Source organism: Pseudoalteromonas sp. NZS37 (assembly GCF_015864265.1).
Classification (GTDB): domain Bacteria; phylum Pseudomonadota; class Gammaproteobacteria; order Enterobacterales; family Alteromonadaceae; genus Pseudoalteromonas; species Pseudoalteromonas arctica.
Window position 1 is genome coordinate 301,391 of sequence record NZ_JADYXL010000005.1, and the last position, 17,972, is coordinate 319,362.

Here is a 17,972-nt window from a genome sequence, read left to right on the forward strand (position 1 = left end):
ACAATGAAAAAATATAACCTTATTACTACCGCTCTTTTAACTTTGGGCTTAACAGCCTGTGGTGCACAAAATACGAATAACGAAAATATTGACGCTACAGTTTCAGCAGCTCCTGGCGCACCAGGTGCTGAACCATATTGGGCTTACGCGGGTAAAACCGGAATTGGTACTTCTTTTGAGCAATACCAAAACGGCCAATATAATAACAACGCTGCGACAGGTGAAGTATCAAAAGTATGGTTTTCAATTGCCAAAGGTATGATCACCGAAACTATGTTTGGACTCATTCACCAAGCTCAAATTAAAGATATGCAGTTTGTAGTAACCGGTAAAGATTTTACAGTCACTGAAGCTGACGACTTAGACGTTACAATTGATTACTTACATAAAGACGATAAAGGCAGACCACTATCGCTTGCTTACAAAGTAACAAGTACAGATAAGAAAGGGCGTTTTACCCTCGAAAAACACATATTCACCGACCCTGACGGACAAACATTGTTTGTACGCAGTATTTTTAATACATCACTTAAAGGCGTGAAAGCGTATGTTGCTGTTAATCCTTATATAAACAACAACGGCTTAGGTGATTTTGCAAAAACCACTGAGCAAGGCTTAGTAGCATGGGAAGATGATAATTTTTTAACGTTGCAATCATCTACGCCATTCAAAATGCAAAGTGTAGGCTTTACAGGTGTGAGCGATGGCATCACCTCACTTAAAAAACAACACACACTAAGCAAAAAATATTCAAACACAGGCGATAAGGCCGGTAACGTCACTCTGCTGGCAGAGCTTGGTAATATCGATAGTAATACCACATTTGATTTAACACTAAGCTTTGGTAAAACGCAGCAGCAAAGCCAGCAACAAGGTGCACAGAGCTTATCTAAAGGTTATCAAAATGTGCTTGATGCCTACAACGGTAAAGGTGAAGCGCTAGGCTGGGAAGATTATTTACAAAGCCTTGAGCCATTAAATACAATGGTTAAGCAAACAGCCGATGACGGTAAGCTACTTTATACCAGTGCAATGGTACTAAAAGCGCAAGAAGACAAAACTAATGCGGGTGCGCTCATTGCCTCACTTTCTAATCCTTGGGGTGAAACTGTTTCAGCCAAAGAGGGTTCGACTGGTTACAAAGCGGTATGGGTTCGTGATTTTTATCAAGTAGCTATGGCATTTATGGCCTTAGGCGATACAGCGACTGCAAAAACGGCCTTCGAATACCTTGAAAAAGTACAAGTTACTAGCAAAACCCCCGGTAACAATGGTGATACAGGATGGTTTTTACAAAAAACACATGTTGATGGTGAACTTGAATGGGTAGGGGTACAGCTAGATCAAACAGCTATGCCAATTATGCTCGCGTGGAAGTTACATCAAGCAAACGTACTAAGTGATAACGAACTTAAAGATTGGTACGCACGCATGCTAAAACCGGCAGCTGACTTTTTAGTTGATGGCGGAAGAGCTAAAATTTTATGGAACGACATGCAAATCACTCCACCCGCAACACAGCAAGAGCGCTGGGAAGAGCAAAGTGGTTATTCTCCCTCTACAACGGCTGCCGTTGTTGCTGGCCTTATAACAGCCAGTGACATAGCAACACTCAGTGGTGATACTCAAAATGCAGATCGTTATTTAGCAACGGCTAAAAAGTACAACCGTGATATAGAATCGCAAATGTTTACCACCGAAGGTAATTTAAAAGGTGATAGCACCGATGGCGAGTATTTTATTCGTATAGGTCAAGACACCGACGCTAACTCTAATACTAAAATTAACGCCAACAATGGCCGTGAAGGTTTTAACAAAAAGCAGATTTTAGACGGTGGTTTTTTAGAATTAGTCCGCTATGGAGTAAGAAGTGCCAACAATTCAAGTATAGTTAAAACCCTACCTGAGTATGACGACGAAACGCTTGAAGATAACTTACAAGTTAAATACAGCTTTAACTTTACCGATGGAAGCGGCACATTTGCAGGCTATCGCCGTTATGGCAACGACGGTTACGGCGAAGATGAAACCACAGGTACTAATTACGCCGAAAGCGGGAGCAACACGCCAGGCCAACGTGGTCGTGTATGGCCATTTTTTACAGGCGAACGCGGACACTATGAAATAGCAGCTGCAAATGCAAATAATGCGCTTGATGATGCAAAACAAGCGGACATTAAAAATAGTTACGTAAAAGGTTTAGAGCAGTTTGCTAATAGCGGCATGATGCTACCTGAGCAAGTATGGGATGGCGTGGGTGTAAATAAAGCAGGTTATGCGTTAGGTGAGGGCACAAACTCAGCAACACCTCTAGCTTGGACACACGCAGAATACATTAAGCTTGTACGCTCACTCAGTGATAAACAAGTTTGGGACTATTATCCGGTGGTTGCCGAGTCTCTAAAAAAATAATATATAATACCAATTCGCTTAATTAAGTGATCTATTTTGAGGCAGGAAAAACGTGTTGATAGCTAGGCAAAAAATTCGCTATTTAGTTGTTCTAAATAAGAGTTTTTTAACGCAGTTAGCGACACGTTTAGCCCCGCAAAATGATTAAGTATTATTGCGGATTGGTATAAAATGCTGTAGTTATTAAAAAAGGCTTCTAAATTTATTTAGAAGCCTTTTTGTTATGTACTCACTTAATATTAAAACAAAAAAATGCTCTTCAAATAAAATGAATGTCACTTTTTAGTTACATTATTTGAGGCCACACTTATTATCAAACCATGATAACAACTCGGTATAAAATTCTTTTTTATGATCGTAGAAAAGCGTATCAGAAAAGTGATCGGCATCTTCAAGCTCAATATATTTAAAGTCTTTTTTGTACTTTTCAAGCTCAGATACGAAGTCTCTACTGTGTTTTACTGGAACACGACTGTCGATATCACCATGCACAACCAGTATCGGAATATTTACTTTATTTACTTGCTCTACAGGGGATACACCTGTAATCGTAGGGCGTTGTAAGATACTTAAAAAGCGATTTTCGTTGAGAGTTGCATTGATACGACTTAAATCACTTACACCCGCACCGGCAACAACACATTTATATATGTTGTTTTCACGCATAGATGCAGCAAATGCAGCATAACCGCCATAACTCCAACCAAATAAAGCAAGCTTATCTTTTGTTGCTAAGCCTTTATCTATTAAATATTGTGCCGCGTCGTCTAAATCATCTTGTTTTTTCAAACCCCAGTTATTATCACCGGCTATCCAATGCTCTAAACCGTAACCAGTAGAACCACGATAGTTTGGTTGAATAACGACGTAACCATGATAGGCGAGTAACTGCGCCCAGTCATCAAATACAATAGAGTCACGCACCCAAGGACCGCCGTGAGGAAGTACTATCGCAGGGTAAGGACCTTTAGTCGCAGGAATGGTTACATACGCTTTTATTTTACGTCCATCTCTCGCTTTATAAGAGATATATTTAACGGATCCTAATTTACTTTTATCAATAAACGGAAGTCGGTCACCAATTTTAGTCAGCTTCTGTTTATTAGTAACAATGTAATAGCTGCCTGGGTTATCGTCAGCAGATACTCTCACTACTAATACGTTATCGTTATCAGAACTACTAATGATTTGTACAAATTTATCTTTAAATAAAGAAGCAACAGATTCGTTAAGTGCTTGAAGGTTTGGGTCTGTGAAATAAAACTTAGGCTGCTTGGTTGTATAGCGAAAGCCTTGTAAAGTACCGTCGGTATCAAGTATAACACCGTCTGTATCTACAGATTTAAGACCAAATTGACGTTCAGAATACTGACCTGTTTTAATGTTGTAAATATAAATGCCAGTCGTATTCTCGCCTAAGTTGGCGTTAACATAAACTTCGTTAGGATTACCTTTTGCAAATCCTAATATCTCAAAGTTTTCACGCTTTTTAGGACTAACTTGCTTAATTACTTTCCAATCATCATTGCCTTTATCTCGGGCATAATAATCGATTGCGTTATCAGACTTATTCCAACCTTGGGCTATTCTTATTTCACCATCGTAGTCAGAAACAAACGAGCCTGATACTTTTTCATTTCCGCGCATTACAGTAACGCTTCGTCCAGTGTTAATATTAAATCTCACTACATCTGGAATGTAGTTATTGTTAATATCAACTTCTACGAGTACTTCATCTTTTTTGTCTGGAAGTATATTTATTATATTAAATTGAACATTTCGCTTTTTCTTAAATGGTAATAACCAGTCGCCTTCACCATCTGCATCAGTTATTGCAAACTTATTAACCCAGTATTTGCGACTTCCGTCTTCTAGTATTTGTCTAAACATAACGCCAAGTTTTTCATCGTTTAACCACACGATGGAAGATATCAGCATTTTATCAGCGCCCAACCTTACGGGGTCTGCTTCTAGGTTATTTGGATCTCTTATCTCAATTATATAGTCACCATTTTTGGTAGTCGCTCTTAAAATAGCAAGCTTCTTACCATCAGGTGATGCTACAACACTACGGATAGCAGATGACATTGAGAAAGCATCGATACTGCTCTCTTGTGTCGCATCTTCAGTTTCGCTATTAGCGAAAGAAGATAGGCTTAGTAAGGTAAATCCTACTAACATTCTTTTTTTAAGTTTCATTTTTTATTCCCTCAAAAAAAATGGCCTAAAATTTTAGGCCATCTGGATTGAATATATACTCAGCCAATTCTAATTAAAAAGAAGCTGTAAAACTGATGTATGGGCTACGTCCTGAAGTATCATAACCAACACCTAGAGGGATGTTAGTATTTGAGAAAGAACCATTTGGATCTACTTTTGGTGGAGCTTCATTAAATACGTTACGTACACCAAAGTTCACTTTATAAGCATCGTTAGACCAAGTCATACCGATGTTATGTACAAAGTAGTCATCAGTGAAACCAACAGGGCGACATTTAAGTGGAGCACCATTTGCGTCAGTTAAACCACGACAACCTGCAGTACCTTCTTCAAACTCACCTAAATCATCTTCATCTTCACGACCTTTACCGATGAAACGCGTTTCCCAGTTAAATCTAAAATCAGAATATTTAAGTTGTAAGCGTGCTGTACCGCGCCATTCTGGTGAATCTGGCTCACCCATATTGTCATCAATAGTACCAAGTACATCAAAAACTTGCTCTGTCATACGCGTAGCTTGAAGGTCTAGTGTAATACCTAAGTTTTCTTCTGCAATTACCGTATCTGTTTCAAAGTAGATATTGTAATCAAAACCTTTAGATGAGATTAAACCAATATTGATAAAGCTAGCATCAACTAAATCAATTTGACCATTTTCGTCACGCCCTATACGGCTACAAAAAGCATCATTACCATCTGCAGAATAACACTGACCAATACTGTAGAAAGCACTTGGCTCTGCAATACTATTTGTTACTTCAATATCAAAACGAGTTAATGACATTGTTAAATCAAATGCATCAGTGAACGGTTGTTCAAAGATAAAACCGTATGTTTTAGCCACTGATGTTTCAGCACTAAGTTCAGTTGTACCGCCAGTTTCAATCTCAGCGCTGTAAGTAGCAGTATATGAATCAGTCCCACCTTGACCTAAACCAAGAGTAGTTGGATCAATACCTGATGCTTGACAAGCGTTTAGTACCGCTGTATCGCGTGTTTCTTCAGCTGCATTATATGTAGCTGCTGAACCTGGGTTCAATGGGTCAATATTACGAGCATCTTCCGGAACAACACATGGATCGGCAACTGTATTAAAACCAGACGTACCGTTTAAGAAACGTTCACGTAAGTTTGGCGCTCTATAAGAAGTACCTTTTGTAGCACGAAGAGTAAACCAATCAACAGGACGGTAGATAGTTTTAAGACTATAAGTTGATTCAGCATCGTAGAAAGATTCTTCAGAAACACGGCCAGAAGCTGTAAATGTAAGTTCTTCAGCACCTTTAACTCCTTTAAGTAAAGGGAAGTCAACTTCTGTGAATATTTCTTTTAGATTACGAGAACCATCAGCGCCTTGGTCAGCAAAGTAGCCCCATAGTAAGCCTTGTGATGCTGCTGCATTAGGATTTGATTCAATCTCATCACGACGATATTCAATACCAACGATACCTGCAACAGTTTCGTTATTCCATGGTAGTGCGAAGAAGTCACCACCCATGAATGCATTAAAAACAAACTGGTTTACTTTAGTTTCGATGTCGCGGTCAATAAATAAATAGGCCGCTTCTTCAGGTGAAAGCGTACCGCCACCTTCTTGGTAAATACTATCTGCAAATAAATTAACAGGAACACATCCATCAGAACCGGTACCACAGGTAACAGTACCATCATCATTAAGAACAGCGGTTTCTAATGAGTTAATTAAGCGTTCTTCATCAATACCAACACGGTGGTCAGTACCTTTAGATGCGCTGTACGATACAGACGCGTCGTAGTACCAATTGTCTAAACCAATGTTTTCGAACATACCAAGATTACCAGTAACACCGGTAACTAAACGATATTGTGAAACTTCAACTTCAGTTTGATCACGGTCACCACGAATATTGATGATTGGCTGAACGGCCTCAGGTCCACCAGGGCCCACACCTAACACGCCAAAACAGTCAATACCGTTTGTTCCACAAGGGTTATATGGGTTTGATGCCGCTACTTGTTGAAATATTTGTGCACCAGGGCTAAAAATTGGTGATTTACGACTCGCATATAAACCTTCGTAGTAGAAAGTTGTATCGTTATCATCTTGGAAGTTATATTCACCATTAAGCATTAATGAAATACGTTCATTTTTACTTCTGTAATCACCACTTTTGTAGTAATCAGATTGTTGGAAAGCGTATAGAGGGTCTTGGAAATCAACGTCACGGAAACCATCTCCGTTACCATCAACAAATACACCATCATTAATACCATCGCCATCGAAATCGCCAGCTACCCATGAAGGTAAAAATCCTTCAAGACTTGATGGTACAGTTGATTCGCTGAAGTTTGGAATACCAGTGTTTGTAAAGTTAGGAGTGTAATAAACACTACCAAAGAAAGAAGGTACGCTAATACGATTTGTTAGAGGGAAAATATCACATGAATCTTCACCACTCGCCACAGGACCATAGCCACTGTTTCTCGTTACGATACTGCCATCTTCAGCTTCCCAAATACGCTCTTCACACCCTTTAACAAAAGGGTTACCAGATAAAGATTGAGATTTTTGTTCTGAATATTCAACGCCTACAGTGATAAAACCATTATCCATGGTTTTGCCCCACATACCCGAAAGTACAGTTTCTTCACCGCCTTCACCTTTAGGTTGACGATAAGATGCATCAAAAATAAAACCTTCAACATCTTTTTTCAATATTACGTTAGCTACACCCGCTACCGCATCAGAACCATAAACGGTTGATGCGCCATCAAATAAATTCTCTACACGCTCAATCATTACGCCAGGTATTAAATTTAAATCAGGTGATGTTGGTGCACCACCAACGCCAGCAGGAGCCATTCTTCGGCCATTAATAAGCACAAGAGTTCGTTCAGCACCTAAACCACGAAATCCGATTGTTGCAGCGCCCGGACCGTTATCTAGTACAAAACCACCAAATGTATTATCTATTTGAGCACCAGCCGCTTGGCTGGTCGATTGAAGCATTGAGCCTGCATCAAATAAACCCATTTCACGAGATAAGTCGCCATTGATAATTTGAATTGGTGATGCATTTGAAAATTCAGCTTTTCTTATACGTGAGCCTGTTACAACTATTCGTTCAGGTGCTTCTTCTTCTAATTCTACGTCTGAATTCAAGTCGTTTTCTTGAGCTAGCGCGTTAGGCGCTAAGGCTACAGAGCCTAGCAATAAAGAGTACCTTATTGCATTTGATAGAGCTTTAGTTTTAAACATATGTAAATCCCTGAGATATTATTGTTATTTAAGCTATAAAGTTACAGAGTAAGGTTATAGCGGCACAATAAATTTACATTACAGAAACAAAATAGTAAATACAGTTAACAGTTTGCTGTTGCTAAGGAATGTGTAATTGATGTTTTTTTGATGAAAAAGTATAGTTTTTTGGGTGGTGTTTTTTTTAATTTATTGTTTATTATATGATTTTGTTGTTTGTAAATGAATGTGAACAGATGTAATCAGTATTTGCTTAATAAAGAAGGCTCAGCTTGACCTTCTAGGAGTGAGAATAGGATTTAATAGGGCACTTTGTACTTATTCACCACATATCAATTTTAATAAGTTCTCTACTACATTTGCCCAGCAACAGTGGTGTTTAGATCTATTGTAGTTAGTTGTGGGTTTACGTAACTTGTAATGACTGTAATAACAAAGCCGATGCAACAAATTTTGGTACGTTAATATTAGCTTCTTTAAGCGCACGAATAACAAAATAGCAACTGAATTGCTTGCAGCAAACAATGCGTTAAATTTTATGTTATTAGCGATAAGTGAACGGTGTGATACCTCAATTATTCAGTGGGTATAGTATTAGCCATTTTTCGCTCTCTTATTTTAACGTTATTAGCAAGTAATGCGCTAAATGATGTAAAACAAGCTGATATTAAAAATAGTTATGTAAAAGAGTTAGGGTAATTTGCTAATAGCGGCATTTTTTTACCAAAATAAGCGTGGGATGTATAGGTGTAAATAAAGCAGGTTATAAGTTGGGTGAGGACACAAACTCAGCTACACCTGAAGTTTGGATACATGCAAAATATATTAAGCTGGTACGTTTACTCAATGGTAAACGAGTTTGGGATCATTATTTGGTGGTTTTCGAGTCATTTAAGTAATGATTTTGAAATTATATGACATAAAAAAAGATTTTAATTAGGCGTTTTTTTTTCTAAATTAAATTCCGTTTTTTGCAACGGTATAGGGTTTGTGAAGTGTAGTGTGAATATTTATGCTAATTAAGTGGGATAGTATTTTGATAGGGGTTTTAAGTGAATTGTATAAGAGTTGTTCTTTAATGGTGTTTATGGCGCTGTTTTTATAAATAATGGAGCCTGCTTTTTATTCATTTTGTTGGTTTTGCAAACAACCAACAATGTAAATTATATGTTTGTTTTTTTGTTTTTATTTTGTTTTTTGGTTTTATCCTTGTTTTTTTGTTAATTTATTGTTTTTTATGGTGATTTTCCTGTTAATTGCTGTCGCATTTTGTTGGCAAGTTTGTTTTTATTGTGTTATTAATTTGTTTCTCCTTACACGTTAAGGGGGTTAAATACTTTAAATTAGTAGGCGTTATATAAAGTATTTAACGTAAGACATAAAAAATAATAATCTAATTATCTAGGGATAAATCAAAAATGAACCATAATTTTTCTAAGACATTTAAACGCTCATTCACTGCTGCAGCAGTTGCAATGACGTTAAGTGCGGCAATGCCAGCAATGGCAGATAACGTTAATGGCGCTATCAAAGGTAGCTTAACAGCTCAGTCAGGTGTTTCATTAGCGGGTGCATCAATAACAATAACAGATGAAAGCAAAGGTTATTCTAAAACACTAACTGCTGATGCAAATGGTGAGTTTGATCTTAAGCAAGTGCCTGTAGGTAAGTATGATATTACAGTATCCCAATCTGGTTTTGACCAAGCTCAAGTTAAAGATGTTGTTATAGGGGTAGGTAAAACAGCTCTTATTGAAATTCCACTAACCACAGGTAATATCGAAAGAATTGCTGTTGTAGGTGGCTCTATTCGTGCAATAGATGTTTCTGCATCAGAGTCTTCATTAAATATTAGCTCTGAAGAATTAGCGCTACTACCAATATCTCGCTCAGTAACTTCAGTAGCATTGCTTGCGCCAGGCGCAACTGAAGGGGACAGTCGTTTTGGCGACCAAGCTTCATTTGGTGGTGCTTCTGTAGCTGAAAATGCTTATTACGTGAATGGTCTAAATATGACTAATTTCCGAAATGGTCTTGGCGGTGCAACAATCCCATTTACTGCGTACGATAGCTTCCAAGTTAAAACGGGTGGTTATTCTGCAGAGTTCGGGCGTACTACCGGTGGATTAATCTCATCAGTTACTAAATCTGGTTCTAATGATTTTCACTTTGGTGTTGAAACGATTTATTCATCTGACTCGTTAAGTGAGCAAGCTCCTAACTCACTTTACAAACAAAATGATCGTTGTGAAGATGCAGACGGGCACTGTATTGGTGATTTATATGTTAATAACCAAGACGACTACGACAATTCATTTGAAACAAGTATTTATGCTTCAGGTGCGATAGTTGAAGACACATTATTCTTCTATGGTATTTACACTGCAAGAGATAATGACTACGAATACGGTAATGCATCTCAAACAGATTTAACAGTTGAAAAAGATGATGACCCATATTACCTAGCTCGTTTTGATTGGAATATTAACGAAGATCATCAACTAATGCTTTGGGGCTTTAGTGATAAGCGAACTTATTCAGAAAAAACAATTTCAGATCCTGAAGGAAATGGTAATTATACTGAAGATGGCGGTACAGCTTTTCACAAGCGAGGCGGAGAAAGTTTTGCAGTTCGTTATACTGGTAATCTAACAGATGACCTAAGTATGTCAGCAATGTATGGTCAGGTTAAGTTTTCAGAAACTGATTACTCAGACTTTGATGATTGTCCTACAGGTTATGATGCCGATTTAGGTGAGGATACTACGTGTTATGTAAACTTTACCGTTGGTGAAAATGAAGATAAACGTGAGCAATTGCGCGTTGACTTTGATTATTACCTAAACGATGAGCATACGTTAAAATTTGGCTATGATTCTGAAACTAATACAGCTGATTCAACAACACAAAACTCTGGTGGCGTTTACTACTATTATCGTACATATGAAGAAGGCGCTAGACTGGCTAACGGTTATGTCTTACCTGAAGAAATGAAGACAACACGTGTACGCGATTATAAAAATGGCGGTTCGTTTGAAGTAGAAAACTGGGCTATTTATATTGAAGATCAATGGTCAGTTACTGAAGATTTAACATTAACACTAGGTCTTCGTAATGATAGTTTTACTAACTACAATGCAGATGGCGAAGAGTTTGTTTCTATTGATAACCAAATTGCCCCTCGTATAGGTGGTTCTTGGGATATTAATGGAGATGGCGATAGTAAGTTATTCTTCACTGCTGGTCGTTATTACCTACCAGTAGCAGCTAATACAAATATTCGTTTAGCGGGTGCAGAAACATTTATCCAAACTTGGTACGCTTTTGAAGGGTTAAATGCTGACGGAACTCCTGTAGGTTTAGGTACTCAGCTAGGTGATCCAGCTATTTCTAATGGTGGTGACGGTACTGCGAAACCATCAAATACCTTATCTGATAAAGATCTTGAACCAATGTATAACGATGAGTATATGATTGGTTATCAAGCAGCAATTAATGATGATTGGTCATGGGGTATCAAGGCAACTTACCGTGTTTTAGGTAATCAAATTGATGATGGTTCTTATATCTTTAATGATGAAAATGGTGAATATTTAGGTGAGAACTGGTTCTTATTTAATCCTGGTAATGGCGCTACTTTCAATTTCGATCTTGATGGTGACGGCACCACTGAAGAATATAGCTTTACTGCACAAGAGTTAGGTTACCCGGAAGCTAAGCGTAAATACGCATCAGTTGATTTAACATTAGAAAAAACATGGGATCAGGTTTGGTCTTTAAAAGCGCTATACACATGGTCTCACAACTATGGTAATACAGAAGGTTTTGTTAAATCTGATAATGGTCAAGATGATGCTGGTCTTACGCAAGATTGGGATTACCCTTATTTAATGGATGGTGCTAATGGTAATCTACCTGCAGATCGTCGTCATAACATTAAAATTTATGGTGCTTTTGCTGTTACAGAAGACTTCTTAATTGGTGCTAATGTTAATATCGCATCTGGACGTCCTTGGACTGCTTTAGGCCAAGGTTATACTCCAGATCCTGATCAATACCAATATGGTGATACTTACTACGTAGGTGACAAACGTTTCCCTCGTGGCAGCATGGGTACTACACCATGGACAGCACGTTTAGATCTTAACTTTACTTATAACCTTCGCTTTAACGATCAGAAAGTTCGTTTAGCTATGGATGTATTTAACGTATTTGATGCTGCTACTGAAACTCGTTACGACGAAGCTGCAGAAATAGCTGCTGGCGATGGAAATGCTACATTTGGTTTAGCTCAGTCTTACCAGTCTCCTCGTAGAATTCAATTATCAGCGTCTTACGATTTCTAATAACTTGTTAGTATGAGTTAAAAGTTGTTTAATAAAAAAGCCTCGTTAGAGGCTTTTTTTATATCTAAATTTTGAATTTTTGTGAGGTATGAATACATCAGAAAGAAAAGTGAAATGAATAGATAAAAATATACTGAATAAAATTTAAGTAGTTGTAACTGCCAATTAAAATGGTTTGTTAATTCTGCTTTATTTTATCAGGCAGGCTCAGCTTGACCTTCTAGGAATGAGAATAGGAGCTAATAGGGTACTTTGTACTTCTTCACCACGTATCAGTTTTAATAAGTTCTCTACGAGCATTTGCCCAGCAACAGTGGTGTTTTGCTCTATCGTCGTCAGCGGTGGATTTACATAACTAGCAATGGCTATGTTATCAAAGCCGACTACCGCAACATCTTTTGGCACGTTAATATTTGCTTCTTTAAGTGCACGTATAGCGCCAATAGCAATTAAGTCGCTTGCAGCAAATAAGGCGTTAAATTTAATATTATTAGCAATGAGTGAGCGAGTGGCGTGATACCCAGATTCTTCAGTTGATATAGCATTAGCCATTTTACGTTCGTTTATTTTTACGTTGTTAGCCAGTAGCTCATCTTTAAAGCCCTGAAAACGACTAAAGAATTCAGGGCTATGATCAGATGCATCACCAATAAAAGCGCAATCAGTTCTGCTGTGTGCAATAAAGTGCTCAGCGGCGAGCTTACCGCCACCGTAGTTATCACAACAAACAGTTAAATCTGGGCGATTATCAACCGTTGCACCCCAACAAACAAACTTAGTGTTTTGTTCAAGTAAGGTGTTAAATTTTGGTTGGTAATCAATGTAATCGCCATAACCGAGTAAAATAATACCATCGGCTCTGTGGCTATCTTCATAGTCTGCTTGCCAATCAGCACTGGCTGATTGAAATGATACTAATAAATCGTAACCTTCTTTAGCGCAAGCACGGGTAATGCTGCCAAGCATGGCTAAAAAGAAAGGATTAATTTGTGACTCATCAGAAGTAGGGTCTTCGAAAAGAAGTAATGCAAGTGTGCTGCTTTGTTGTGTACGCAAGTTGCTGGCATTTTTATCAACTTTATAATTAAGCTTTTTAGCTATATCGAAAACACGCTTACGTGTTTCTTCATTAACAAGATGGCTGTTACGTAAAGCGCGAGATACAGTTGATTGAGATACCCCTGCATAGTGGGCAATATCAAATGAGGTGGCTTTACCTTTCATTGTTACAACTTAATTAATTTGATAAATAATTGTGTCATTTTCGTTTATTAATGAATAATTTCAAGCTTTTTGTGAATTAACGTATATTTTTATTGATAAACGGCTGACACCGGTGTCATAATATAAATGTTTTATCATTTTGTTGTCAAAACGTATTCGCTGTTTATATATTTTATAGGCAGCATTTTTTACTGTGATAGCTACTTTGAGGTGATAGCTCAAAGTATAAATAACAATGGTATACCATTGTAAAATAATAAGCACGAGTCGCTTAACAAAAGAGATAATACTATGAGCCTAAACTCTTCTGCCCAATTTGATCCCATCTTAGTTGCTGATGTTGGCGGCACCAATGCCCGCTTTGCTTTAATAACTGCTTTTAATGAGCACACTAACCAATTTGTAATAGAGCACATTAATATTTTTCCTAGTGCTAATTTTGGTTCACTTGAAAGTGCGCTTGAGCAATATTTACAAACAGTCTCGCATATTACACCCAAACGCGCATGTTTAGCCGTTGCAGGTCCAATAAAAGCTGGGCAGGTACATTTAACCAATTTAGGTTGGCATTTTAGTGTTAGTGAATTTAAAGCACACTTTAATTTACTTCAATTAGAAGTCATTAACGATTTTGCTGCCTTTGCATATGCGGCTCCTTACTTAGATCCTAAACAAAATGTCATTGTTAAATCAGGTCAAGCTGATGACAATGCTAACATTGGCGTTATAGGTCCAGGTACTGGTTTTGGTGCCGCGTGCTTAGTTAGAACGTCGCAATCTACCGCTGTTTTAAGTTCAGAAGGGGGGCATATATCGCTTGCACCTGTTAATGAACTCGATACTTTACTATTAAATGAATTACGTAAAGATCATCCCCATGTTTCTATCGAAACTGTATTTTCAGGCCCTGGCATAACGCATTTATACAAAGCGATGTCTGCGGTTAAGGGGGTAACAGCTAAAAATTTAGATGCTGCGCAAATAAGTAGTCTAGCAAATAGCGGTGAATGTGCTGTCTGCGATGCAACGCTTAATCAATTTTGTGATTGGATCGGCAGTGTAGCCGGCGATTTAGCCGTTGTTTACGGCGCTTTAGGCGGACTATTTATTGGCGGTGGAATACTGCCTCGTATGCAAGCAAGACTTCTAGAAAGTCGTTTTGTTGAACGATTTTCGCAAAAGGGTATTATGTCGCAATACGCAGGGCAAATTCCTGTAATACTTGTAACACAAGATAATATTCCACTAATTGGTGCCGCAGCGTGTTTGCACAACAGCAAATAAGGAGCTTTCCTTGTTCGCATTTGGAAAAATAGAGTGATGAAAAAAGTAACAATAAACAGTGTGGCAAGTCATGCTGGTGTTTCTAAAAAAACCGTATCACGCGTTTTAAATAACGAGCCTAATGTTAGTGCTGCAACCCGAGAAAAGGTGCTTGCGGTATTTAAAGAACTCGATTACACCCCAAATCCAATTGCACGAGGCCTTGCACAAAATCGTAGCTTTATTATTGGGTGTCTTTACGATAACCCAAGTAAAAGCTACATTACTCGCGTGCAAACGGGTGCTTTAGAAGCATGTAAAGAAAATAACTATAATTTATTGATACATCCTTGTGAGTTTCGTGGTGAAGCCCTTATAAATAATATTGAGCAATTACTACAGACTTCTCGATTAGATGGCATTGTGCTAACACCTCCTTTTGGTGATTTTGCTGAGCTTGTTGCTTTTTTAAAATCTAAAAAAATTCCTTACGCAAGAGTTGCGTCAGCTTTACTTCAAGATGATTCTATTTCGGTTCGTAGTAATGATGAACAAGGCGCATTTGAAATTACTGAGCATTTAATTAGCCTTGGGCATAAATCTATAGCGTTTATTAAAGGGCACCCGGATCACAGTGCTACGCAACAACGCTTTAAAGGTTACAGGCGCTCACTTGCAAGCCATGGGATAGAGTTTGATGAACGATTAGTAGAGGAGGGTAACTTTAGTTATCATTCTGGTGTAGATAGTGCACGTAGCATATTAGATTTGTCCCCTAGGCCAACAGCTGTATTTGCATCAAACGATTACATGGCGGCAGCGGTATTAAAATTAGCTACTCAGCGCCAATTAAAAGTGCCTGATGACATTTCAATAGCTGGTTTTGATAATGCACCCATTGCGCGTCATATTTGGCCTGGTTTAACGACTATTGCACAGCCCGTTGAAGAGATGACTAAACAAGCCGTAACTCAACTTATTTCACACATAGCTCAACCGCAAGAACAGCCGTATCAGGTAACGCTTGAGTCGCGCTTAATTACACGTGAGTCTACCTCTGCGATAAAATAGTGAGTTAAAAACACTTTCACAGTAGCCCGAATATGAGTGACGCTTATTCGGGCTTTTTTTTGCTCTGAACTTGCTAAAATATACTTTGTGCCTAAAAATCAATTAGGTCATTATTCGGTCATGTTAAAATATTAAACTATTTTTGTTACCCGGGGTTGACACCGGTGTCATTGCTATGCGTTAATACAGTGACACCGGTGTCAGGGCTGTTGTGAGAGGCTCCCTGGTAGCGTACCTTTGAACGGGTAAATCAAAGATGCTCAGTACAGTTATTTACGTGGAGTCTGTAGTTGCTACTGAGCCTTTATCCTCTAACTAATAGAGATGAGTTAAATTATGTTACATCCTCGTATTCAAGAAGTTACCCAGCGCGTTATCGAACGCAGTAAAAATACCCGTCAAGATTATTTAGAACGTATTTCGCACGCAAAAAAACAAACAAGAGTTCGTGCCGGTTTAGGTTGCGGAAATATAGCCCATGTTATGGCTGCATGTAGCAGTGATGACAAAGCGCGCTTAAAGGCTGATGAGCAGCCAAATCTTGCTATTATCAACTCATATAACGATATGCTATCGGCTCATGTGCCATACAAAGACTACCCAGATTTAATTAAAGACATTGCTACCAAATACGATGCTACAGCACAAGTTGCTGGTGGCGTTCCTGCAATGTGTGATGGTGTTACGCAAGGGCGTGACGGCATGGAACTTTCGCTTTTTTCTCGTGATGTAATTGCTATGTCTACGGCAATATCGCTTTCACACGATGTGTTTGATGGCGTTTTTTGTTTAGGCGTTTGCGACAAAATCGTCCCGGGTTTATTAATTGGTGCATTGTCGTTTGGTCATTTACCTGTGTTCTTTTTACCAGCAGGCCCAATGCAATCAGGTATTCCGAATAAAGAAAAAGCACGTATTCGTCAAAAATTTGCACAAGGTCTAGTAAGTCGCGAAGACTTATTAGAGGCTGAAAGCGCGTCTTACCACAGCGCAGGTACTTGTACGTTCTACGGTACTGCAAACTCAAACCAAATGTTAATGGAAATAATGGGCTTGCACCTTCCAGGTAGTTCGTTTATTAATCCTTACACTGAGCTTCGCGATGGTCTTACGGGTAATGCTGTAGAAACTATGCTTAAGCAGCTTACAGATGATAAAGAAAGCCCGTGTTTAGCCGATGTGATCAGCGAAAAAACGATTATAAACGGTTTAGTAGGCCTGCTTTCTACAGGTGGTTCTACTAACCATGCAATTCATATTGTTGCGATAGCAAAAGCGGCGGGCATTCAGGTTACGTGGAAAGATATGTCTGATTTATCAGAAGTTGTACCACTACTTACACGTATTTACCCTAACGGCTCTGCAGATGTAAACCACTTCCAAGCAGCTGGTGGTATGGGTTTCTTAATGCGAGAGCTAGCAAGCGCTGGTTACTTACACACAGACGTTAAAACAATGCTAGGCGATGGTTTAGCACCTTACATGACAGAGCCTCGTTTGGATAAAGACGATAGCCTGATCATGAGCAACTCAACCGGCCCAACTAAAGTTAAATGGGTAGATTGCCCAGCAAACTCACACGATGAAGAAGTACTTCGCCCAGTGAGTAACCCTTTTAGTAAGCAAGGTGGTCTGCAACTTCTAACGGGTAACTTAGGTAAAGCTGTTATTAAAGTGTCAGCTGTTGCTATTGAACATCAGGTTGTTACTGCTCCTGCAAAAGTATTTAGCTCACAAAGTGCTCTGCAAGATGCATACACGCGTGGCGAATTAAACCAAGACTTTATTGCCGTGCTAAAAGAGCAAGGCCCTAAAGCGAAAGGTATGCCAGAGCTACATAAATTAACGCCAGTAATGGCAACGCTTCAAGATGAAGGCTTTAAAGTAGCCATTGTTACTGACGGTCGTATGTCGGGTGCATCAGGTAAAGTACCAGCTGCTATTCACTTAGCACCAGAGGCAGTAGAAGGCGGCATTATTGCTAAAATCCGAGAAGGTGATTTAGTGACACTTGATGCGCCAAACGGAATATTAAAAGTACACGTTAGCGACGAAGAACTTGCTAAACGTGAAGCAGAACTTAGCCTGCCAAGTGCAACATTTGGTACAGGTCGCGAATTATTTACTGGATTTAGAAATATCGTAAGCAGTGCCGATTTAGGCGCGAGTGCTTTTGGACTTGAATAAATATTAGCCAT

Annotated in this window: 8 protein-coding genes; 5 read left to right on the forward strand and 3 right to left on the reverse strand. The window is 38.7% G+C overall.

The features are described from left to right. Positions 1-3 precede the first annotated feature (3 nt). A complete protein-coding gene (locus I6F47_RS11895) occupies positions 4-2,412 on the forward strand; it encodes a glucan 1,4-alpha-glucosidase (protein WP_197183917.1) in 2,409 nt (802 codons plus the stop codon). 291 nt (positions 2,413-2,703) lie between these two features. On the opposite strand, the gene I6F47_RS11900 is transcribed toward I6F47_RS11895, so the two are convergent. Further along, complete coding sequence (locus I6F47_RS11900) at positions 2,704-4,611, reverse strand: alpha/beta hydrolase family protein (RefSeq protein ID WP_197183918.1); 1,908 nt, start codon at positions 4,609-4,611, stop codon at positions 2,704-2,706. A 73-nt stretch (positions 4,612-4,684) separates the two neighbouring features. Then, positions 4,685-7,870, reverse strand: a complete 3,186-nt coding sequence (locus I6F47_RS11905; RefSeq protein WP_101164482.1) for a TonB-dependent receptor — start codon at positions 7,868-7,870, stop codon at positions 4,685-4,687. Positions 7,871-9,288: 1,418 nt separating this feature from the next. On the opposite strand from I6F47_RS11905, the gene I6F47_RS11910 reads away from it, so the two are divergent. Continuing rightward, positions 9,289-12,216 carry a TonB-dependent receptor gene (locus I6F47_RS11910; protein WP_165721518.1) on the forward strand — a complete coding sequence of 976 codons (2,928 nt, stop codon included), beginning with the start codon at positions 9,289-9,291 and terminating at the stop codon, positions 12,214-12,216. Positions 12,217-12,423: 207 nt separating this feature from the next. On the opposite strand, the gene I6F47_RS11915 is transcribed toward I6F47_RS11910, so the two are convergent. After that, entirely contained in the window at positions 12,424-13,440 is a 1,017-nt protein-coding gene (locus I6F47_RS11915; RefSeq protein ID WP_007582612.1) for a LacI family DNA-binding transcriptional regulator, read from the reverse strand. Positions 13,441-13,731: 291 nt separating this feature from the next. Here I6F47_RS11915 and glk point away from each other — a divergent pair, with 291 nt between their 5' ends. From glk to edd, 3 genes are all read left to right on the forward strand, one after another. Continuing rightward, positions 13,732-14,724 (forward strand): glucokinase, encoded by a 993-nt coding sequence (gene glk / locus I6F47_RS11920; RefSeq protein ID WP_165721519.1) that lies wholly within the window; start codon positions 13,732-13,734, stop codon positions 14,722-14,724. 36 nt (positions 14,725-14,760) lie between these two features. After that, the gene (locus tag I6F47_RS11925) at positions 14,761-15,774 is read left to right on the forward strand and encodes a LacI family DNA-binding transcriptional regulator (protein WP_010555045.1); all 1,014 of its coding nucleotides are present in this window, start codon (positions 14,761-14,763) and stop codon (positions 15,772-15,774) included. 336 nt (positions 15,775-16,110) lie between these two features. Continuing rightward, entirely contained in the window at positions 16,111-17,961 is a 1,851-nt protein-coding gene (edd, locus tag I6F47_RS11930; RefSeq protein ID WP_007582619.1) for a phosphogluconate dehydratase, read from the forward strand. Positions 17,962-17,972: the final 11 nt, after the last annotated feature.

Bases quoted from the DNA above. Each gene is read 5' to 3' on its own strand.
- I6F47_RS11925 (WP_010555045.1), top strand. From the start codon at position 14,761: ATGAAAAAAGTAACAATAAACAGTGTGGCAAGTCATGCTGGTGTTTCT.
- I6F47_RS11900 (WP_197183918.1), bottom strand. From the start codon at position 4,611: ATGAAACTTAAAAAAAGAATGTTAGTAGGATTTACCTTACTAAGCCTA.
- edd (WP_007582619.1), top strand. From the start codon at position 16,111: ATGTTACATCCTCGTATTCAAGAAGTTACCCAGCGCGTTATCGAACGC.
- I6F47_RS11895 (WP_197183917.1), top strand. From the start codon at position 4: ATGAAAAAATATAACCTTATTACTACCGCTCTTTTAACTTTGGGCTTA.
- I6F47_RS11910 (WP_165721518.1), top strand. From the start codon at position 9,289: ATGAACCATAATTTTTCTAAGACATTTAAACGCTCATTCACTGCTGCA.
- I6F47_RS11915 (WP_007582612.1), bottom strand. From the start codon at position 13,440: ATGAAAGGTAAAGCCACCTCATTTGATATTGCCCACTATGCAGGGGTA.
- glk (WP_165721519.1), top strand. From the start codon at position 13,732: ATGAGCCTAAACTCTTCTGCCCAATTTGATCCCATCTTAGTTGCTGAT.
- I6F47_RS11905 (WP_101164482.1), bottom strand. From the start codon at position 7,870: ATGTTTAAAACTAAAGCTCTATCAAATGCAATAAGGTACTCTTTATTG.